We start from the raw sequence: 19,185 nt of genomic DNA, 5'->3' as shown, positions 1-19,185 counted from the left end.
GAGATGGTGGGTGGGACGCTTCGGGATATCCGCTCTCACGTGAGCGGGTTCGCCGCGCCGACGGGCGCGTACGCCGTCGTCTGCGACCGAACCGGACGCGAACCGCTCCCGCTGACGGGGATGCGGTTCGGCTCCCGCGAGGACGCCGAACAGGCGGTCGAAGCCGCCTCGAACTACCGGTCGGCGCTCCGACGGTACGACCCGCAGTTGCCGCACCACGAACCCCGGGTCCGCGCCGTGGCCGACGACACCGGCGTCGACCCCTCGTCCCCCCGCCGCGACGCGCCGGAGTCGGCCGACCCCGACGGCCGGACGCGCTACATCACCTTCTGTCACGACGTGTCCGCAGCGGTCTTCGAGTCGCTCTCGGCGACGGGCCACAGGCGCGTCGAGTCCGCCGCGATGGAGACGTACCTGACGCTGGCCGAGGTGGTCACCGAGCGGGACGACTTCTGTCTCACGATGCTGTGGAGCATGATGAGCGAACTCGACGCGCGACTCGACGCCGCCGAGCAACGGGTCGTCGTCGCCGAAGCCGCCGAGTTGCTCGCGGGGCCGAACGGCGGCGCGCGCCTGTCGGAACCGACGGTCCGGTCCGCCCTCGGGGCGACGACGACGCGCCTCTGCGAGGCGTCGTTCGTCGACGAGACGGACATCGACGCCTGTCCCGGCGGCGACGCGTGGGAGGTGACGTTCGGGGACTACGCGCTCGCCGAACGCACCGGTCGACTGCCGACGCTCCCGATAGCGGTCGAACTCGTGCGCCGCCTCCCCGACAGGCCCGTCTCGTTCACCGAGGCCACCCCCCTCGCGGACGGACGGTGGCGACTCCGCGTGGAGGCGGGTGCGAACCCGACCGGACTCGTCAGCCTCGACGCCACCGACGAGGGGCGACTGAACGACTCGGACTACCGGCTGTAAGGCGTTTCGACCCCGAACCGACGGACTCATCCTCGACAGGCTGGTACCGCTCCGCATGGAGCCGCGAGACTCGACCGACGTGCTCGTCGTCGGGGGCGGCGTCGCCGGCCTCACCGCCGCGACGTTCACCGCCCGCGCCGGCCTCGACACCCTCGTCGTCAACGACGGAGAGAGCATCCTGAACCGAAACGCACACCTGGAGAACGTCCCCGGCTTCCCCGCGGGCGTGAACGCCCGCCTGTTCGGCGACTTGCTCCGCGAACAGGCCGACCGGAACGGCGTCGCCCGCGAGACGGGCCGCGTCCTCTCGGTCGAACGCGCCGCGGCGGACGGCGCGCGGTTCGTCGCGTCCGTCGACGCCGACGGGACGGTGGAGACGGTGCGCAGTCGGTTCGTCGTCGCCGCCTCGTGGGCCGACGCGGACTACCTCGACGAACTCGACGTGACGATACGCGACGCGGGGAGCAAGCGTTACGTCGACGTGGACGAGGCGGGCCGCACGTCCGTCGAAGGCGTCTACGCCGCGGGTCGCATCTCGGAGCAGTACCACCAGGCCGTCGTCGCCGCGGGCCACGGCGCGGAAGTCGCCCTGACCCTGGTCCACGACAGCGACGTGGCGTACTACCACGACTGGGTGACGCCGGAGGGCTACTTCACCGACCGCGGGCGGGAGGTGCCGCCGGGATGCGAGGAGATAGACGCCGCCGAACGGGAGCGACGGGAGGCGGAGTCCCGCGAGGTGATGCGGGAGTTCTTCGCCGACCCGCACGAGGAACCCCAGCGCACGCACCCGAGTCTGGTCGACGACGAACTGGGCCGACTGGACGGGTAAGCGAACGACTCGTCACTCGTAAGCCGCGACGACGCCCGCCGTCGTGACGACGTACACTCGGGGTCCGGCGGCGACGACGCTCTCGGGAGTTCCCGCTTCCGTCGACAGCGTCCACTTCGTCTCGCCCGTCGCGGCGTCGAGCGCGTGGACGCGGGACGACCGGTCGTCCGTCGCCCCCGCGAACAGGCAGGTCTCACCCGAGACGACGAGCGAGGTTCCCCAGTCGGCCACGGCCAAGTCGTCGCGCGCCCACCGCGTCTCGCCGGACGCGAGTTCGAGTGCGGTGACGGTTCCCTCGCCGTCGCCCCCGACGCCGGTTCCGTAGACGATGGCCGACTCGTCGGACGTGAGCGCGAGGTGGGGGTGACCGCCCTCCGTCGACACCGACCGGACGCGCGTTCCGTCGCGGCGATAGACGTGGAGGTCCCCGTGGGTCCGCGCGCCGCCCGCCCTGTCCGTGTCCCCGACGACGACGTACTCGTCGGTGACGACGGGCCACGTCGGGCGGCCGCGGGCACTCGTCTCCCACCGCACGGACGGGCCTCGCCCGAGGAGCGAGTCGATAGTCGTGGGAGACGACAGCGACTGGAGCGGTCCGGGCGCAGCGAGGAGGAGGTCCGTTCCGCCGTCACCGTCGGCCGCGACGCCGGGGTACGTCGCGTCAGCCCCGTTCGTCCCGAACGTCCATCGGTGATTCCCGTCCGAGTCGAACGCCAGCAGTCTGCCGTGGTCACCGAGGAGAACGCCGTCGTCGGTCGGCAGGACGCCGTAGATGCGCGTGGTCCCGGTCGTGTTCGGATACGCGGTCTGCCAGCGAACCGTCCCGTCCCGGTCGAACGCGCGGACGTGTCTACCATCGGCAGTGTAGAGCGTGTCGGGCGCGAGCGTCGCTACTCGGGAGAGGCCGCTGGCGGGCGTCTGGTCTCCTCCGTGTGTGTTCCACTTCCATGCGCCGTCGTCTCGGCCCAACGCGTCCGTTCCGGTCTCACGGACGGCGTACACCGAGTCGGCCGAGACGAGAAGTCCCACGGGGGTCTCCGTCTCGAACGACCGCGACCAGCGTCGTTCGGGTTCCGAGTCGGGCGGCGTCGCGTTCGGCGCACAGGCCGTGTTCCGCGTGTCGTGCCGGGCGGTCCACCACTCGTCGGTCGGCGTCTCGGGCGCGCCGAACTCGTCTCCGCCGAGACACCCAGCGAATCCGCCGAGGGCCGCGACGCCGACGCCGCTGAGCAGGTCCCGTCTGGAGGGCATCGGTTCGTAGTTCTCGAACGAAGATATGAACCTTCTCCCGTCACCCGCACCGGGCAGTTTTACCCGCCCCGCCTCGAACCGCACGACGATGCTGGAAGGCGTGAACGTCGCGTTGGGAGTCTCCGGAAGTATCGCCGCGGTGAAGGTGGTCGAACTCGCCCACGAACTCCGCCGGCACGGGGCGTCGGTGCGCGGCGTGATGACCGAGAGCGCGCGGGGCATCGTCCACCCGTGGGCCGTCGAGTTCGCCACCGAGAACGACGTGGTGACCGAGATTACGGGCCGCGTCGAACACGTCGAACTCTGCGGACGGGACGGGTGGGCGGACGTCCTCCTCGTCGCGCCCGCGACGGCGAACACCGTCGGGAAGATAGCCGGCGCGGTGGACGACACGCCGGTGACGACGTGCGCGACGACGGCACTCGGCGCTGACGTGCCCGTCGTCGTCGCGCCCGCGATGCACGAACCGATGTACGACCACCCGGGCGTCCTCGACGCCATCGACCGCGTCGAGTCGTGGGGCGTCCGGTTCGTCGACCCGCGACTGGAGGAGGGGAAGGCGAAGATAGCCACCGAGGAGGCCATCGTCACCGACGTGGCCCGGGCGACGACGGAACAGACGCTGGCGGGCAGACGCGTCGTCGTCACCGCCGGCGCCACCGCCGAACCGATAGACCCCGTCCGGGTGCTGACGAACCGGTCGTCCGGCCGGACGGGGCGGGAAGTCGCCCGCGCGTGCTACGTCCGCGGCGCGGACGTGACCCTCGTCCACGACGGCGGCGACGTGCCGTACGCCGACGTGGAGTCGGTGGAGACGAGCGCGGAGATGCTGGACGCCGTCCTCGACGCCGCCGACGGGGCCGACGCCCTCGTCTCGGCGGCGGCCATCTCCGACTACACCGTCGACGCCGCCGCGGAGAAACTCCGCTCGGGCGACGCCCGGACGCTCGAACTCGAACCGACGCCGAAGCTCATCGACACCGTGCGCGAGGCGCACCCGGACCTCGCCATCGTCGGGTTCAAGGCCGAGACCAGCGGCGACGACGAGGCGATGGTCGCGGCCGCGCGAGGGATACTCGACCGGGCGAACCTGTCGTTCGTCGTCGCGAACGACGCCTCCGTGATGGGCGAAGCGCGGACCAGAACGCTGTTCGTCCGCGCGGACGACGTGGCCGAGTTCTCGGGGTCGAAGACCGCACTCGGAGAACGGGTCGCCGAGGCGTTGGCCGCCGAACTCTGAGCGCGGGTGAGAAGCGATTCGGGAACCGACCCCCGGCGCGCGTCCGAGGCGGGGAGTCGGAAAACGCCGTTCAGTCGTCGCTCGGTGCGGCGTCGTCGGACCCGGCGTCGTCGGACGCGGATTCGGCCCCCGACTCGGGCGGTTCGACGGGCCACGTCGCCTCCTCCTCGAAGACGATGCCCAGTCGCTGGGCGGCCCGCGATATCATGTGCGCGCCGGTCGGCGCCGTGAGGAACAGGAACAGTACCGTCACGAGCGCCATCAGGCCGTCGCCGCCCGGGCCGTAGAAGACGAACCCGCCGAGCGCGATGCTGGCCGCCCCGAGCGTCGTCGACTTCGTGGTGGCGTGCATCCGGTTGTAGACGTTCGGCAGGCGGAGCAGTCCGACGGTGCCGACGATGAGGAAGAACGTCCCGACGGCGAGGAGGGCGACGACGAGCGCCGTCCGTATCGGGCCGGCGGCGTGGGTCGCTCCTCCGCTCTCGGCGACGAGTGGAACCAGCGCTGTCGAGAGTGACTGAATCATTCGATGATGTCCCCCTCCGTGACGTACCGCGCCACGGTGACGGTGCTCATGAAGCCGATGATGGCGAGCACGAGGCTCACGTCGATGAAGAAGCCCTGCAGCGTCGCCATCGCGTAGAGGACGGCGATGGCGACGACGTTCGTCCCGATGACGTCGAGCGCGACGACGCGGTCCGGGACGGTCGGTCCCTTGATGATGCGGTAGCTGACGAGGAGCGTGAGCGCCGCGCTGACGACGAGGGCGGCGGTCACGACGAGGTCGAGCGTCGGCGACACGTCGGCGAGCGTCTCAGTCGCCACCGCGCTCACCTCCGTCGGGTTCCAACTGCGGCACCGGGTCGCCCGGTTTCAGCTCCTCGTCGAAGATGACGAGGGCGTAGTCCTCCCACGTTCGTATCGGGTCCAACAGCGCGTCGCGGTCGGAGCCGTCGATGCTGTGCACGTAGAGCGTGTTCGTCTCGGCGTTGTAGTCCATGGTGAGCGTCCCCGGCGTGAGGGTGATGCTGTTCGCGATGGTCGTGATGGCGAGGTCCGAACGGACCCGAAGCGGCACCTCGATGACGCGCGGGTCGATGGGCATCGAGGGCGCGAGTACCCGTCGCGCGACGTCCCAGTTGGCGGTCACGAGTTCCTTGACGAACACGAGCAGGTACAGAATCGCGTAGGGAGCGACTGTCACCGCGCGGGCGGGACCGATCTGCGGGGTGTAGAAGCCGCGCAGGAAGTACGCGACGAGCATCCCGACGAGCAGTCCGATGAGGAACTCCTCCGCGAGTGCGCGCGGGGCGAGTTCGACCCCGCGGACGAATATCCAGAGGACGGCCAAGAGCAGTCCCGTGAGCGGCCAGCGCCGGGTCACGCGACCACCCCCGAGAGCGCCGCGGCCGACCCGAGGACCGCCTCGACGTAGCCGCCGGTGTCGAGGGCCGCTTCGGCCGCGGCCGTCGCCGAGACGTACACCGCCTCGAAGCCGAGGCCGAACGCGACGACGGTGACGGCCATCGCCGCCACGACGACGACTTCGACGGTGAGCGCGAAACTCGTCGGCGGTCCGTCGTCGGGGGCGTCGCCGCCGTCGGTCCGTCCGCTTCCGGCGGCGACGGCCCCCTCCTCGGCCTCGACTTCGACGGGGCCGGCCCACCGACTCGGGATGGCCGCCTCGACGGCCGACCCGGGCGTCCCCCAGAAGGCGTCGTTCCACGCGCGCGTGTAGTACGCGATGGTCAGGACGGCCCCGAGGAGGGCGACGAGGATGGCCGCGCTCGCGCCGGCAGCGCCGCCCGCGAGGGCGTCGGCCGCCGTCTGGAAGACGAGCAGTTTGCCGAAGAAGCCCGAGAGGGGCGGTACGCCGATGAGCGTCAACGCGCCGAGGAAGAACGCGGCGGCGAGGACGGGCGCGCGGCGGGCCAGCCCGCCGAGTTGGTCGAACTGCGCGGTGCCGACCGCCTCCTGTACCGTCCCCGACGCGAGGAAGAGGAGGCTCTTGGCGAGGCCGTGGTTGAACGCGTAGACGAGTCCGGCCGTGACGCCGAGCGTCCGGACGGCCGTCGAGTCGGCCGTCGCGGCCACGGCGAACGGCAGGACGATGAAGCCGACCTGACTGATGGAGGAGTACGCGAGCAGTTCGTCGACGTCCGGGCGGCCGACGGCGCCGACACCGCCGAGGACGATGCTCGCGGTGGCCATGACGAACAGCACCGGACCGAAGAACGCGAGCATCGAGTCGCCGGCGACGAACGGGAGCGACACCGGCAGCGTCGCGGCGGCGAACACGGTGAAGTAGAGGCGGACGATGGCGTACACGCCCACCTTCTTCACGACGCCGGCGAGCATCGCCGTCACCGGTGCGGGCGCCGCGCGGTAGGCCGCCGGTACCCAGAACTGGAACGGCACCAGCCCGGCCTTCAGCGCGAACACGGAGAAGAGGACGGCCGCCAGCCCCAGCACCGGCGCGACGGCGACGTCGTACGTCGCCGGGTCGGCCAGCCTGCGCGCCAGGTCGGCCATGTTCAGCGTCCCAGTCGTGGCGTACAGGCCGCCGATGGCGAGCAGCATCACCGCGCTGCCGATGAGGTTCAGCACGACGTAGTTCAGCGCCGCGCGGGTGTGTTCGGGACCGCTGTAGAACAGCACGAGGATGTAGCTCGACATCAGCATCACCTCGAACCAGACGAACAGGTTGAAGATGTCGCCCGTCAGGAACGAGCCGGTGACGCCGACCACCATGAAGTGGTACAGCGGGTGGTAGGAGAGTCGCTGGCCGAAGCTGTCCACGTAGAGGACGGAGTACGTCAGCGCGCACAGCGACACGACGGCCGAGAGGGCGACCATGAACGCCGACAGGGGGTCGGCGACGAGGACGATGCCGAACGGCGCCTGCCAGTCGGCCACCTGGTAGACGACGGTCCGCCCCGGAGAGCCGAGGGGGAGGACGACGCGCTGGAACAGGAGCGCGGCGGCGGCGAGGTAGCCGACGCCGCCGAGCAGGCTCACCGCCCGGTTGACGCCGTCGTTCGTTCGCGTCAGAAGCGTCGCGATGGCCGTCACGAGGGCGACCAACAGCGGTGCGACGACGACCGTACTCATTCGCCGTGACCTCCGAGTTCGTACATGTCGATTGTTCCGTGTTCCTCGTAGACGCGGTACGTCAGGACGAGTGCCAGCGCCGTCGTCCCGAAGCCGATGACGATGGCCGTCAGGACGAGGGCCTGCACGAGTGGGTCGCTCACCGACTCGGCGGACCCGCCGTGGCCGGTGATGGGAGCGAGCCCGGACAGCCCGCCCATCGTGACGAGGTAGACGTTGGCGGACTGGCTGATGATGGTGATGCCCCAGATGACGCGGACCACGTCCCGGCGCAGGACGAGGTACGTCCCGAGGGCGAACAGGGTGCCGAGGACGGCCGCGAGGACGAACTGCGTCATTCCCGTCCCACCTCCGCGGCGACGGTGAGCAGCGCGCCGACGACGGTGAAGAACACGCCGAAGTCGAAGAACAGCGCGCTCGCCACCTCGAACTCCTCGTACAGCGGGACGTGCTTGAAGAACCACACGCCCTGCGTGAGGAACTCGTACCCGAAGAGGATGGGGACGAGGCCGCTCAGGACGGCGAGCGCGAGCCCGCCGCCGAACAGCCAGCGGTACGTCTCGATGGGGCTGTGTCCGCTCTCGTCGGGCGACAGCCGCAGCACCTCCGTCTGAACGTAGTCGAGGCCGAAGATGACGTAGATGAGGACGAACGCCGCCACCGTGAGGACGCCGCCGATGAACCCGCCGCCGGGGAGGTTGTGCCCCTGCAACAGGAGGGCGACGGCGGTGACGAGCATGAACGGCACGACGATGCGCGTCACCATCCGCGCGATGACCGTCGTTCGCCGGTCGGCCTCGTAGTCGTACGGCCGACTGTCGACGTCGCGTCCGCTCATTTCGTCTCACCCCGTTCGCGCATACGGACGAGCGTCAGGATGGCCAGCGCGGCCATCGCGACGACCGCAATCTCTCCCATCGTGTCGAACGCCCTGAAGTCCACGAGGATGACGTTCACGATGTTGCCGCCGCCGCCGTAGTCCGTGAAGAACGGCCCGTGTTCGGCGGGGATGCCCGCGCGTTCGGCGAGGAAGCCCGAGATGGGGTCGGCGGGCGAGGCGGCCGTCGTGACGAGGACGGTGACGAACACCGTCGCGCCGACGGCCACCGCGAGGACGCCGTCGCGTATCGCCCGCGAGGGGTTCACCTCGCCGTAGAACGCCGGCAGGCGGTTGAGGACGAGGAGGAAGATGACGAGCACCAGCGTCTCGACGACCAGTTGGGTCAGCGCGAGGTCCGGCGCGTCCGCGAGGATGTAGAAGATGGCGACCATGAAGCCGAGGATGGAGAGCGTGAGGACGCCCGCGACGTGCGAGGGCGCGATGTCCACCGCGACGGCCCCGACGACGGCCACGAGGAGGACGAGGAAGATGGCGGGCGTGACGGCGAACCCGGTGAAGGCGGGCAGGGAGACGCTCGCGGCGAGGTAACCGCCCAGCGCCAGCACCGTGACGCCGCCGAGCCCCCACGTCGCGTACGTGCGGAGCAGCCCGTTCTGGGCGTGCGGAATCGACCGAACGCTCGCCGTCGAGAGGCCCTCGACGCCGTTGTCGTACCACCAGTTCGCGCGCACGGGCCCGCGGAGCGCCGCGTTGATGCCGTCGTGCAGGCGGTCGTAGAACGGGAAGGTGACGGCGCCGCCGAGGATAGTGAGTCCGCTCATCACCACGTACGGCGTCAGCTTCGTCGGGAAGCCGATGGAGAACCCGTGCGCCTCGCCGGCGGCGACGCTCGCGTAGACGTGGCCGACGAACGCGTTGATAGGCGTCTCGGGACCCAGTCCGAGCGTCGCCGACGCGCTGATGCCGAGGACGAGCAGGGCGAGTATCGCGGGCGGCACGAGCATCACCGTCGGCGGCGAGTGGACGTGCCCCAGGGCGTCGGGTTCGTCGCCGAAGAACAGCGAGGCGAACTTGAGCGAGTAGAGGAACGTGAACACGCTCCCGAGGACGGCGACGACGGGGAACAGGTAGCCGAGGCCGCCGATGTCCGTCCCCGCGTACCACGCCGCTTCGAACAGCAGTTCCTTCGAGTAGAAGCCGTTGAACGGCGGGAGGCCCGCCATCGACAGCGACGCGACGACGGCGATGACCGCCGTCACGGGCAGATGCTTCCGCAGGCCGCCGAGTTCCGCTATCTTCCGCGTCCCCGCCTCGTGGGCGACGATGCCCGCGACGAGGAACAGCGCCGCCTTGAACGACGCGTGGTTCAGGATGTGGAACGCGCCGGCCTCCGCGCCGTACTCGTTGGCGAAGCCGAACGCGGCGACGATGAGGCCGAGGTGGGAGGCGGTGGAGTACGCCAGCAGTTCCTTGATGTCCGTCGACGCCACCGCCAGCACGGCGGCGACGGTCATCGTCAGCAGGCCGAGGACGGCGAAGAGCATCGTCCACTCGCCGAAGTACGCCGCCTCCTCGCTCAGGAACAGCGGTCGGAACCGGCCGACGAGGTAGACGCCGGCTTTCACCATCGTCGCGGAGTGGAGGAACGCCGAGACGGGCGTGGGTGCCTCCATCGCGTTCGGGAGCCAGATGTGGAACGGCACCTGCGCGGACTTCGTCGCCGCCCCGAGGCCGAGGAGGACGAGGGCCGGAATCAGGAGGCCCGCCTCGCCCAGACCCGCGCGGATGGCACCGGCGTTCTCGAGCAGGACGGGGAGGCTGTACGTCGCCTCCGGGAGGACCTGTCCGGACACCCAGACGAGAAGCAGGAAGCCGACGAGCATGAACAGGCCGCCCGAGACGGTGATGAGCATCGACTTCCGCGCGGCGTACTGCGAGGCGTCCTCGCTCGTGTAGTGGCCGATGAGGAGGAACGACGACAGACTCGTCAGTTCCCAGAACACGAACAGGGAGACGAGGTCGCTCGCGAGGGCGACGCCGAGCATCGACCCCATGAACGCCAGCAGCGTCGCGTAGTACTTCGCCTGCCCGGGTTCGCCGTGCATGTAGCCGCCGGAGTACGTGAGGATGAGTACCCCGACGCCGCTTGCGAGGAAGGCGATGAGGAGCGCCAACCCGTCCACGTAGAACGCCAGCGAGACCCCGAGCGAGGGAATCCAGTCGAACGAGACGGTTCCGTGTGCCCCCGCCAGATACAGCTGTGACACCAGTCCGAAACAGACCAGCGCCGTCGCCGCCGCGAAGTACGCGGTTCGCTCTCCGAGAACCCGGAAGACGGCCGGGGTGAGCGCCGCGGCGACGAACGGAAGGAAGACTACGGCGAGGACAACCTCCGGTGTCGGTTGCACGGAACCAACTCGGGTGAGACCGGACTTAGGTGTTGTCAAACCACCTCGTAAGTTCCGAGCCTCCCTCCGCCAGTTCTGTCAGCGAGAGAGACGGCTCGTGGGGAATCGGCGCCCGAACGGGCGGGCGAACCCGGGCGACACCACAGAAACGCCTATAGGGTCACCGCCATCCTGACTATCTGTATGGGTGACGAGACGGACGGCGACCACCTGCTCGACGTCCTCGGCGACGGGGACGCTCGGGACATCCTCGCTTCGGTGAGCGAGCGACCCCGGTCCGCGAAGGAACTCGGCGACGAACACGGCCTCTCACTCCCGACGGTGTACCGGCGACTGGACAAACTGGCCGAACACGGGCTCGTGGCGTCGAGCGCCACCGTCGAAGACGACGGAACGCACTACAAGCGCTACGAGGCGACGTTCCACCGGGCCGTCGTCACCCTCCGCGACGGGGCGTACGGGACGCGCGTCGACCACCGCGAGGAGACGGTCGACGACCCGCCGTCCCGAGAGGTCCCCGGCGAGTGAGCGAACACCGGACACGCGAACGGGCCCGCGAGGACCACCGCTCGGGCACGCGCGACACGTCACGCGATTGCGACGAATCCGCCGCTGACGGCGCGTTCACGGCGGTGTGCGGCGGGCGTTTTTTCTTCGCGTGAAAAATCACCTATAGCTTTATGTGACATTCTGCTAATTCAGAATCGCATGAATGTTCCAGGCGTGGATTCGGGGGATGGGAGACTCCCGCGTCGGAACGGGAGGGTGAGTGGATGATTCACAACCCAGCCCAGATGAAAAGCGCGAACTGGCCCGGTCCCGACAGGAACGTCGCGGTGAAGACGTTGGAGTCGGTCGCCGACGAATCACTCGACCTCGTCGCGGTCTACGGCGCGACGGCGTTCGACCTCTTCCACGTCAGCGACGAACTCTCCGCGTCGTACGACGACAGGACCGCACTCGTCGAGCGACTCTCGGACCTCGCCGAGGAGATGCGGCAGGACTTCGTCCGCCACGGACTGTTCGCGGGGCTTCGGCCGACCCACGAACGGGTCGAGTACAAATCGGGGACGCTCGACGGACGGAAACTGCTGCAGGTGTACTGCGGCGGCCGCGGGATGCTCCTGGTGGTGAGCACCGACGAAGACGAAGAACCGCTCGTCCGCGCCGTGATGGGCCTGCTCAGCGTCTGAGCGACCGTCCCGTCCTCCGAGCGACGCGCTGTCACGCCCCGTGTGGTCGACTGTGTACGGGCGACAGAACCGCCACCTTTTATTTCGGACCCGATGAACCGGCGACATGGACCAGTTGCGGCAGTCGCTCCTCGAAGCGCCAATCATCGAGAAGGGAGACTACGAGTACTTCGTCCACCCCATCAGCGACGGGGTGCCGATGCTCGAACCGGGCCTCCTGCGCGAGATAGTCATCAAGATCATCCGGAAGGCGGACCTCGAAGACGTGGACAAGATAGTGACGCCCGCGGCGATGGGCATCCACATCTCCACGGCCGTCTCCCTGATGACCGACATCCCGTTGGTGGTCATCCGGAAGCGCGAGTACGGTCTCGAGGGCGAAGTCTCGTTGAGCCAGCAAACCGGGTACTCCGAGAACGACATGTTCATCAACGACGTGAAGGAGGGCGACCGGGTGCTCGTCCTCGACGACGTCCTCTCGACGGGCGGGACGATGTGTGCGGTCCTCGACGCGTTGAAGTCCACCGGCGCGAACGTCGTCGACACCGTCGCGGTCATCAAGAAGGCGGGACCGAACGAACTCGACGACACGGACCACCACGTGAAGACGCTCATCAACGTCACGGTCGAGGACGGTCAGGTCGTCATCGTGGACGAAGACGGCGACGACTGACGCGGGAAATCCGCGCTCTTTTGCCGCGTGCGGCGAGTCGTCGGGAGTGGCGACCACGGCCGTAAACCGCCGGATAAACACCGTTCGAAGGGTGAATTTCGAATTTTTCCAACCGAAGGCTATTTGCGTCGATGGTTATTTTTGGAATCTATGCCATCCGACAACACGGACAACCGAATCAATCGGCGCAGTTGGCTCAAAGCGCTCGGCGTGGGGGGCGCCGCGGGCCTCGCCGGCTGTTCCGGGAACGGAGACGGGACCGGGACGGAGACGACGGGCGGCGGCGGTGAGACGAGCGAGTCGACGGACGCCGACACCGAGGCGGCCGACGACTCCGGTCGGTCGGTCGGCGGGACGTACCGGGAGGCGCTCTCCACCGACGCGAAGTCCGTCAACTTCCTCTTTCACAGCGACACCTCCTCGGCGAAGTTCGTCGACGCGACGATGGACTACGCCCACGAGTTCAAGGCCATCGGAGAGGTCGTCCCGATGTGGATCGAGTCGTACTCCGAGACGGACAAGCAGGAGTGGACGTTCACCCTCCGCGACAACCTCCGCTGGAGCGACCCGTACGGGCAGCTGACCGCCGAGGACTGGGTGTACACCGCGCAGAACCTCTACGGCGCGATGTCGCCCGAGGAGAGCGAGACGAAGGAGAACTGGGCGGGCGTCGTCCAGTACTCCGACTGGAACGACCTGACGATAGAGAAGACCGGCGACCTGACGATTCGGGTGACGACGCCGGAACCCGAGCCAGCGTTCATCGCCTCCACCGCGTTCTGGGGCGGGCGCTGTCTCCCGAAGGACCTCGTCCAACCGTACGTCGAGAATCAGGACGTCGAGGGGCTGAAACAGGACGAGGAGCTCAACTCCCTGTCGTACACCGGGAACCTCGGGCCGTACGACTTCGAGGAGTGGCAGCGCGAGTCCCGCTTCGTCGCGACGCGCGCAGAGGACTACTACCTCCGCGAGGTGGCCGGGTCCGAGGCCATCCCGGAGCGGTTCGCCGAGGCGCCGTACTTCGAGCGCTACGAACTCCAGATCATCCCCGAGGAGTCCACGCGACTCGCCTCGCTGAAGGAGGGCGACCTCACCTTCTTCGAAGACGTCCCCTCCCAGAAGGTCGAGCAGTTCCGGGGGATGGACCACCTCAAGTTCCGCTTCCCGCCGAACCCGTTCTGCGGGATGACGTACTACAACCAGCGTCCCAACGGCTGGGAGATGCTCCAGAACCGGGACGTGCGGCGGGCGCTCTCGACGGCCGTCTCGAAGACGGCCATCGCGGAGAACATCTACCGCGGGTTCCCCACCGTCGCCCAGACGTTCCAGCCCGAGTGGTCGCCGTGGTATCTGACGGACCAGGTCGAGCAGTTCGGCGTCGGCGACTCCTACGGCGCAGAGCAGGCGCGGTCGATGATGGAGGAGGCCCTGTCGGGCACCGACTACGGCTACGACGGCGACACGCTCGTCGACGGGAACGGCGAACAGGTCGAACTCACGTTCGTCTACCGCGCGGGGTCGCAGAACAACCAGACCGTCGCGGAGTTCTTCAAGCAGGAACTGGCCAAGATCGGCATCGCGGTCACGCCGACGAACGGCGGCCCGTTCAACACGCTCCAGAACAAGTACATGCTGAACACCACCGGCGAGGGGTCCCCGAGCTTCAACGCCGGTCCCGAGGCCACGTCGCAGGAGCCGTGGGACCTGCTGTACGGCGTCGCGCTGAACGCCTACCCCATCAACCCCGACGGCTCCAACGTGTTCTGGGTGCCCGACGGCGGCTTCAACTTCTACGGCTACGAGCCCGAAGCGCCCATCGCCGACCTCTACTCGGAGGCGCGCACCGCCACCGACCAGCAGACGCGACAGGACGCGTTCGCCGAGATATTCGGTGCGCTGAGCGAGGAACAGCCCGCGAACTTCCTCAACTTCAGCGTCTACAAGAACGCGTACGCGGAGAACTACATGGGCATGCCCGCCGAGGACGAGTACGACTACCTCGAGAGCTGGGACAGTTCGACCTGGTACCTCGCCGAACAGTAAGCGAAGGCGCACCGCGCGCTCTTTTGAAATATCTCTGCCAATGACTAGCACGAAACTACCATGAAGTGGTACATCGTTCGCCGCCTCGCGTGGACGGTCGTCGCGACGTTCATCATCCTGTCTCTCACCTTCGGGCTGATGGCGGCCTCTCCGGACCCGCAGGCCGCGTCGTACGTCGCCGAACAGGTCCAGACCGGCGGCGACTTCGAACAGGCACAGGAATCGTACGAGAAGGCCAGAGGGCTGGACCGACCGCTCTGGGAGCGCTACACGAACTACATGGTCGGCATGGCGACGCTGGACTGGGGGTGGTCCGAGACGCGGTCACAGCCGGTGACGCAGGCCATCGCCGAGGCGTGGCCGTACTCCGTGATGTACGGGACGCCCGCGCTGATCATCTCCACCGTCCTCGGCGTCGCCATCGGCCTCTACTCCGCGACGCACCGGAACTCGCTGGAGGACTACGCGGCGTCCGCGTTCGCCTTCTTCGGCATCAGCATCCCGGACTTCTGGTTCGCCATCCTGATGATTCTCGTCTTCGGGGTGTGGTTGGGGTGGATTCCCATCTACTACCACTCCGACGTGCCGTGGCTCTCGCTCGAGAACGCCCGGCAACTGGTCGCCCCGACGCTCGTCGTCACGCTCTCCTCCATCGCCAGCGAGATGCGCTTCTCGCGCGCGACGGCGCTGGAGTACGTCAACGCGGAGTTCGTCAAGACGGCGAAGGCGAAGGGGGCGAACAGTTGGCGTCGGGTGACGCGGCACATCTTCCGGCCCGCGCTGGTCCCCCTCTCGACCATCCTCGTCGGCGACATCCTGAACATCGTCCTCGTGAGTTCGTACCTCGTGGAGGTGGTGTTCGGCATCCCGGGACTCGGGCAGTTGAGCTACAAGGCCATCCTCCAGCAGGACGTGGCGCTGGTCCTCGCGACGGTGCTCATCCCGACGTTCATCGCCATCGTCGGCAACCTGTTTCAGGACCTCGCGTACACGGTGCTGGACCCCCGCATCGACTACGGTGATCGGTGATGGCGGCCGAAGACTATCAGGACCGGTTCGAGGACATCGACTGGGACGACCTGCAGCGCTCGGGGTTCGACGTGCTGACCGCACAGAGCGCCGGCTTCCTCGTCTCGATGGGACTGCTGGCGCTCGTCTTGGCGTACGACTACTTCCTCGTCTCGGGCGGCGACCCGACGGTCAGCGTGGCGACGCCGTTCGACTGGGAGTTCGTCTGGGACGTGACCCAACTCGACTGGCTCCTCGTCGCCACTCTCGTCACGGTGACGTTCTACGCCGCCTACCCGCTGTACGACAACCCGCGGATGACGCGGCGCTACTGGCGGGAGTTCCGGAAGAACCGCGCCGCGGTGGTGAGCGGCGTCTACCTCGTCCTCGTCTTCGGACTCGGACTCGTCGGCCCCCTGTTCGTCGCCAAGCCCGAACTGAACGTGCTGGCGACGTACCAGCCGCCGGTGTTCCTCTCGGTGCCGCAGTCGACGGTCGGCACCTGCGTCGGCCCCGTCGCGGACGGCATGTGTCAGGGGACGTGGCAGTACCCGCTCGGCACGACCGGACAGGGGAAGGGCATCATGGAGAGCGTCGTCTACGGGATGCGCGTCAGCCTCGAAGTCGGCCTCGTCACGCCGCTCATCATCGTCCTCATCGGGACCACCGTCGGCACCGTCGCCGCCTACTCGGGCGGTCTCGTGGACGAACTGCTGATGCGGTACGTGGACATCCAGCTGACGTTCCCGACGTTCTTCCTCTACCTGCTCCTCTTGTACCTGTACGGGGGCACGCTGTTCCTCCTCATCGTCATCTTCGGCATCACGAGTTGGGGGTCGACCGCCCGACTCGTCCGCTCGGAGGCGCTGCAGCGACGCGAGGAGGAGTACATCCAGGCCGCCCAGTCCGCGGGAGCCAGCGAGTTCTGGGTCATCCGGAAACATCTCGTCCCGAACGTCTCGAACACCGTCATCACGAACGCGAGCCTGCTCATCCCGAGCCTCATCCTGTTCGAGGCGGCGTTCTCGTTCCTCGGCCTCGGCGACCCGACCATCCCCTCGTGGGGACAGGTCATCGCCGCCGGCCGGAGCGACATCGACACGGCGTGGTGGATATCGACCATCCCCGGCGTGTTCCTCTTCACGACCGTACTGGCACTCAACTTCGTCGGCGACGCGTTGCGCGACGCGCTCGACCCGCGCTCGGAGGACTGACATGACGGAACCACTACTCTCGATACGGAACCTCAAGACGCACTTTCACACGGACGACGGAACGGTACGCGCGGTGGACGGCGTGAGCCTCGACGTCGACCGCGGCGAGACGGTGTGCGTGGTCGGCGAGAGCGGGTCCGGGAAGACGGTCACCGCCGAGTCCATCACGCGACTCGTCCCGGAACCGCCGGGCGAAATCGTCGACGGCGAGGTGCGATTCGACGGCGAGGACGTGCTGTCGATGTCCGAACGCGAACTCGAATCGCTCCGCGGCGGCCGCATCGGCCACATCTTCCAGAACCCGCAGGGGGCGTTGAACCCCGTCTACACCGTCGGCTGGCAGGTCCGCGAGGCCATCCAACTCCACGACGACTCGGTGACGAACGACGAGGCGCGCGAACGCACCATCGACCTGCTGGACCGCGTCGGCATCCCCGACGCGACGAGTCGCGTCGACGACTACCCGCACGAGTTCTCCGGCGGGATGAAACAGCGCGTCGTCATCGCGATGGCGCTGGCGTCGAACCCGGACCTGCTCATCGCCGACGAACCGACGACGGCGCTGGACGTGACCATCCAGATGCAGATTCTCCGCCTCCTGAACCAGATTCAAGAGGAGTTCGACACGGGCATCGTGATGATAACCCACGACCTGGGCGTCGTCGCCGAAGTCGCGGACCGCGTGGTCGTCATGTACGCGGGGAAGGTGATGGAGGAGGGCGACGTGTACGAGATATTCGAGAATCCCTCGCACCCGTACACGCGCGCGCTCCTGGAGTGTCTGCCCGGCCGCGGCGAACGGATGGAGGCCATCGGCGGGTCGCTTCCCTCCCCCACGTCGCCGCCCGACGGCTGTCGGTTCCACCCCCGGTGCCCGCACGCCGTCGGCGACTGCGAAGCCGGCGAGCAACCGCCGATGTACGCCGTCGAGAGCGGCGACCACACCGTCTCGTGCGTCCACTTCGAACCGGGGGCGGACCCCGCCGTCGTCCTCGGCGACGACGGGTCCGACGCCGTCGGCGGTGCGCGCGCGGACGGCGGGGCGGACGGCCCCGCTACCGAGCGCGAACGGGGAGGTGACGACAGATGAGCGCCGACGCCCCCCTGCTGGAGGTGCGGAACCTGAAGAAACACTACCCCATCACCGAGGGCGTGCTGAAGCGACAGGTGGGGAACGTCCGCGCCGTGGACGGCATCAGCTTCGCCGTCGACCGCGGCGAGACGGTCGGTCTGGTCGGCGAGTCGGGGTGCGGAAAGTCCACGGCGGCCACGTCGTTGCTCCGCCTGGAGGAACCGACCGACGGCGAGGTGCTGTTCGAGGGGCGCGACATCACCGGCTACGACGACGCGGAACTGAAGCGGTTCCGCCGCGAGGCGCAGATGATATTCCAGGACCCGACGTCCAGTTTCGACCCCCGGATGTCCATCGGCGAGTCCGTCGCCGAACCGCTGACCGTCCACGGGATGCGTGACCGCGAACGCCGCCGGCGCATCGTCGAGGACCTGCTGGAACGCGTCGGCCTCTCCGCCGGCGACATCGACCGCTACCCGCACGAGTTCTCCGGCGGGCAGAAACAGCGCATCGCTCTCGCCCGCGCGCTGGTGTTGAACCCGAAACTCATCGTCGCAGACGAGCCCGTCTCGGCGCTGGACGTGTCGATTCAGGCCGAGATTCTCTCGCTGATGAAGGACGTGCAGGAGGAGTTCGGACTGGGGATGCTGTTCATCAGCCACGACCTCTCGGTCGTCCGCGAGATATGCGACCGCGTGGCCGTGATGTACCTCGGCGAGATAGTCGAGTTCGCCCGGACGGGGGACCTGTTCGAGAACCCGCAACACCCGTACACGCGGGCGTTGCTCTCCTCGATTCCGCAACCCGACCCGACGAAGCGCGGCAGCGCCATCGAACTCACCGGCGACGTGCCGAGTCCGTCGAACCCGCCGTCGGGGTGTCGCTTCCACACGCGGTGTCCGGAGGTCATCCCGCCGGACGACTACGAGTTCGAACAGGAGGCGTGGCGGTCGGTGATGGACCTCCGCGGCCGCCTCGCCCGCGACGGCGTCGACGCGGCGGCGGTCCGCGAGTTCGTCGCCAGCGAGACCGACCAGTCGCCCGAGTCGGTCCCGACGGAGCGAATCGAGCGCGAGGTTCGCCGCGAGTTCGACATCCCCGACAGCCTGTCTGACGCCCGCGCGGAGTCCGTACTGTCCGAAGCGCTCGGACTGCTGGCGAACGGCGACCAGTCGGAGGCGCGGGCCCTCCTCGCCGAGGAGTTCGAGACGGTGTGCGAGACGACGGCGCCGGAACTCCGACGGACGCCCGCCGGTCACACGGCGTCGTGCCACCTCGTCGACGAGACGCAGTCCGTCTCGACGCCCTCGACGAGCGACTGAGTCCGGCCGCGTCCGCGGCGGCGAGAAGCCGCGCCGAACTGCCGGGGCCGCGTCAC

Annotated in this window: 19 protein-coding genes; 11 read left to right on the top strand and 8 right to left on the bottom strand. The window is 68.4% G+C overall.

The features are described 5' to 3' along the window. Positions 1–3 precede the first annotated feature (3 nt). Together BM310_RS06415 and BM310_RS06410 are read left to right on the top strand one after the other, a co-directional pair. Positions 4–921 carry a DUF7551 domain-containing protein gene (locus BM310_RS06415; protein WP_089805716.1) on the top strand — a complete coding sequence of 306 codons (918 nt, stop codon included), beginning with the start codon at positions 4–6 and terminating at the stop codon, positions 919–921. Positions 922–976: 55 nt separating this feature from the next. After that, positions 977–1,753 (top strand): FAD-dependent oxidoreductase, encoded by a 777-nt coding sequence (locus tag BM310_RS06410; protein ID WP_089805714.1) that lies wholly within the window; start codon positions 977–979, stop codon positions 1,751–1,753. A gap of 12 nt (positions 1,754–1,765) precedes the next feature. Here BM310_RS06410 and BM310_RS06405 read toward each other — a convergent pair whose 3' ends face one another. Continuing rightward, positions 1,766–3,004: an outer membrane protein assembly factor BamB family protein gene (locus BM310_RS06405; protein ID WP_089805713.1), complete on the bottom strand. Its 1,239-nt coding sequence runs from the start codon at positions 3,002–3,004 to the stop codon at positions 1,766–1,768. Positions 3,005–3,092: 88 nt separating this feature from the next. Between BM310_RS06405 and coaBC the strand changes: the two genes are divergently transcribed. Beyond that, complete coding sequence (gene coaBC, locus BM310_RS06400; RefSeq protein WP_089805711.1) at positions 3,093–4,244, top strand: bifunctional phosphopantothenoylcysteine decarboxylase/phosphopantothenate--cysteine ligase CoaBC; 1,152 nt, start codon at positions 3,093–3,095, stop codon at positions 4,242–4,244. 70 nt (positions 4,245–4,314) lie between these two features. Here coaBC and mnhG read toward each other — a convergent pair whose 3' ends face one another. Genes mnhG through mbhE form a run of 7 tightly spaced genes read right to left on the bottom strand, consistent with a single transcriptional unit; the run spans position 4,315 to position 10,604 of the window. Further along, positions 4,315–4,770 (bottom strand): monovalent cation/H(+) antiporter subunit G, encoded by a 456-nt coding sequence (mnhG, locus tag BM310_RS06395; protein WP_177232544.1) that lies wholly within the window; start codon positions 4,768–4,770, stop codon positions 4,315–4,317. Then, positions 4,767–5,069 (bottom strand): monovalent cation/H+ antiporter complex subunit F, encoded by a 303-nt coding sequence (locus tag BM310_RS06390; protein ID WP_089805709.1) that lies wholly within the window; start codon positions 5,067–5,069, stop codon positions 4,767–4,769. The genes mnhG and BM310_RS06390 overlap by 4 nt, the downstream gene beginning before the upstream one ends. Beyond that, complete coding sequence (locus BM310_RS06385; RefSeq protein ID WP_089805706.1) at positions 5,059–5,628, bottom strand: Na+/H+ antiporter subunit E; 570 nt, start codon at positions 5,626–5,628, stop codon at positions 5,059–5,061. The genes BM310_RS06390 and BM310_RS06385 overlap by 11 nt, the downstream gene beginning before the upstream one ends. Continuing rightward, positions 5,625–7,355, bottom strand: coding sequence for a complex I subunit 5 family protein (locus tag BM310_RS06380; protein ID WP_089805704.1), 1,731 nt, complete (start codon positions 7,353–7,355; stop codon positions 5,625–5,627). Before BM310_RS06380 ends, BM310_RS06385 begins: the two co-directional genes overlap by 4 nt. Next, on the bottom strand, positions 7,352–7,693 hold the full coding sequence (locus tag BM310_RS06375; RefSeq protein WP_089805702.1) for a sodium:proton antiporter: 342 nt from the start codon (positions 7,691–7,693) through the stop codon (positions 7,352–7,354). Before BM310_RS06375 ends, BM310_RS06380 begins: the two co-directional genes overlap by 4 nt. Then, positions 7,690–8,193, bottom strand: coding sequence for an MnhB domain-containing protein (locus BM310_RS06370; protein ID WP_089805700.1), 504 nt, complete (start codon positions 8,191–8,193; stop codon positions 7,690–7,692). Before BM310_RS06370 ends, BM310_RS06375 begins: the two co-directional genes overlap by 4 nt. Further along, a complete protein-coding gene (gene mbhE, locus BM310_RS06365; RefSeq protein WP_089805698.1) occupies positions 8,190–10,604 on the bottom strand; it encodes a hydrogen gas-evolving membrane-bound hydrogenase subunit E in 2,415 nt (804 codons plus the stop codon). Before mbhE ends, BM310_RS06370 begins: the two co-directional genes overlap by 4 nt. Positions 10,605–10,787: 183 nt before the next feature. Here mbhE and BM310_RS06360 point away from each other — a divergent pair, with 183 nt between their 5' ends. The 8 genes from BM310_RS06360 to BM310_RS06325 all read left to right on the top strand — a co-directional run bounded on the left by BM310_RS06360 (position 10,788) and on the right by BM310_RS06325 (position 19,129). Beyond that, a complete protein-coding gene (locus BM310_RS06360) occupies positions 10,788–11,132 on the top strand; it encodes an ArsR/SmtB family transcription factor (RefSeq protein WP_089805697.1) in 345 nt (114 codons plus the stop codon). A gap of 266 nt (positions 11,133–11,398) precedes the next feature. Then, positions 11,399–11,797, top strand: coding sequence for a hypothetical protein (locus BM310_RS06355; protein WP_089805694.1), 399 nt, complete (start codon positions 11,399–11,401; stop codon positions 11,795–11,797). 106 nt (positions 11,798–11,903) lie between these two features. Further along, positions 11,904–12,470 (top strand): hypoxanthine/guanine phosphoribosyltransferase, encoded by a 567-nt coding sequence (hpt, locus tag BM310_RS06350; protein WP_089805692.1) that lies wholly within the window; start codon positions 11,904–11,906, stop codon positions 12,468–12,470. A gap of 150 nt (positions 12,471–12,620) precedes the next feature. Next, positions 12,621–14,513: an ABC transporter substrate-binding protein gene (locus BM310_RS06345; protein WP_089805690.1), complete on the top strand. Its 1,893-nt coding sequence runs from the start codon at positions 12,621–12,623 to the stop codon at positions 14,511–14,513. A 60-nt stretch (positions 14,514–14,573) separates the two neighbouring features. Beyond that, positions 14,574–15,542 (top strand): ABC transporter permease, encoded by a 969-nt coding sequence (locus tag BM310_RS06340; protein ID WP_089805689.1) that lies wholly within the window; start codon positions 14,574–14,576, stop codon positions 15,540–15,542. Then, positions 15,542–16,735: an ABC transporter permease gene (locus BM310_RS06335; RefSeq protein WP_089805686.1), complete on the top strand. Its 1,194-nt coding sequence runs from the start codon at positions 15,542–15,544 to the stop codon at positions 16,733–16,735. The genes BM310_RS06340 and BM310_RS06335 overlap by 1 nt, the downstream gene beginning before the upstream one ends. A gap of 1 nt (position 16,736) precedes the next feature. Further along, positions 16,737–17,825, top strand: a complete 1,089-nt coding sequence (locus BM310_RS06330) for an ABC transporter ATP-binding protein (RefSeq protein WP_089805684.1) — start codon at positions 16,737–16,739, stop codon at positions 17,823–17,825. Continuing rightward, positions 17,822–19,129, top strand: a complete 1,308-nt coding sequence (locus BM310_RS06325; protein ID WP_089805682.1) for an ABC transporter ATP-binding protein — start codon at positions 17,822–17,824, stop codon at positions 19,127–19,129. The genes BM310_RS06330 and BM310_RS06325 overlap by 4 nt, the downstream gene beginning before the upstream one ends. Positions 19,130–19,185: the final 56 nt, after the last annotated feature.

It is taken from the genome of Halogeometricum rufum, from assembly GCF_900112175.1.
GTDB classification, from domain to species: domain Archaea; phylum Halobacteriota; class Halobacteria; order Halobacteriales; family Haloferacaceae; genus Halogeometricum; species Halogeometricum rufum.
This window is presented reverse-complemented; position numbering and strand designations above follow the sequence as displayed.

Coding starts and splice junctions, on each gene's coding strand:
- BM310_RS06415 (WP_089805716.1), top strand. CDS start 4: ATGGTGGGTGGGACGCTTCGGGATATCCGCTCTCACGTGAGCGGGTTC.
- BM310_RS06410 (WP_089805714.1), top strand. CDS start 977: ATGGAGCCGCGAGACTCGACCGACGTGCTCGTCGTCGGGGGCGGCGTC.
- BM310_RS06405 (WP_089805713.1), bottom strand. CDS start 3,004: ATGCCCTCCAGACGGGACCTGCTCAGCGGCGTCGGCGTCGCGGCCCTC.
- coaBC (WP_089805711.1), top strand. CDS start 3,093: ATGCTGGAAGGCGTGAACGTCGCGTTGGGAGTCTCCGGAAGTATCGCC.
- mnhG (WP_177232544.1), bottom strand. CDS start 4,770: ATGATTCAGTCACTCTCGACAGCGCTGGTTCCACTCGTCGCCGAGAGC.
- BM310_RS06380 (WP_089805704.1), bottom strand. CDS start 7,355: ATGAGTACGGTCGTCGTCGCACCGCTGTTGGTCGCCCTCGTGACGGCC.
- BM310_RS06375 (WP_089805702.1), bottom strand. CDS start 7,693: ATGACGCAGTTCGTCCTCGCGGCCGTCCTCGGCACCCTGTTCGCCCTC.
- BM310_RS06370 (WP_089805700.1), bottom strand. CDS start 8,193: ATGAGCGGACGCGACGTCGACAGTCGGCCGTACGACTACGAGGCCGAC.
- BM310_RS06360 (WP_089805697.1), top strand. CDS start 10,788: ATGGGTGACGAGACGGACGGCGACCACCTGCTCGACGTCCTCGGCGAC.
- BM310_RS06355 (WP_089805694.1), top strand. CDS start 11,399: ATGAAAAGCGCGAACTGGCCCGGTCCCGACAGGAACGTCGCGGTGAAG.
- hpt (WP_089805692.1), top strand. CDS start 11,904: ATGGACCAGTTGCGGCAGTCGCTCCTCGAAGCGCCAATCATCGAGAAG.
- BM310_RS06345 (WP_089805690.1), top strand. CDS start 12,621: ATGCCATCCGACAACACGGACAACCGAATCAATCGGCGCAGTTGGCTC.
- BM310_RS06340 (WP_089805689.1), top strand. CDS start 14,574: ATGAAGTGGTACATCGTTCGCCGCCTCGCGTGGACGGTCGTCGCGACG.
- BM310_RS06335 (WP_089805686.1), top strand. CDS start 15,542: ATGGCGGCCGAAGACTATCAGGACCGGTTCGAGGACATCGACTGGGAC.
- BM310_RS06330 (WP_089805684.1), top strand. CDS start 16,737: ATGACGGAACCACTACTCTCGATACGGAACCTCAAGACGCACTTTCAC.
- BM310_RS06325 (WP_089805682.1), top strand. CDS start 17,822: ATGAGCGCCGACGCCCCCCTGCTGGAGGTGCGGAACCTGAAGAAACAC.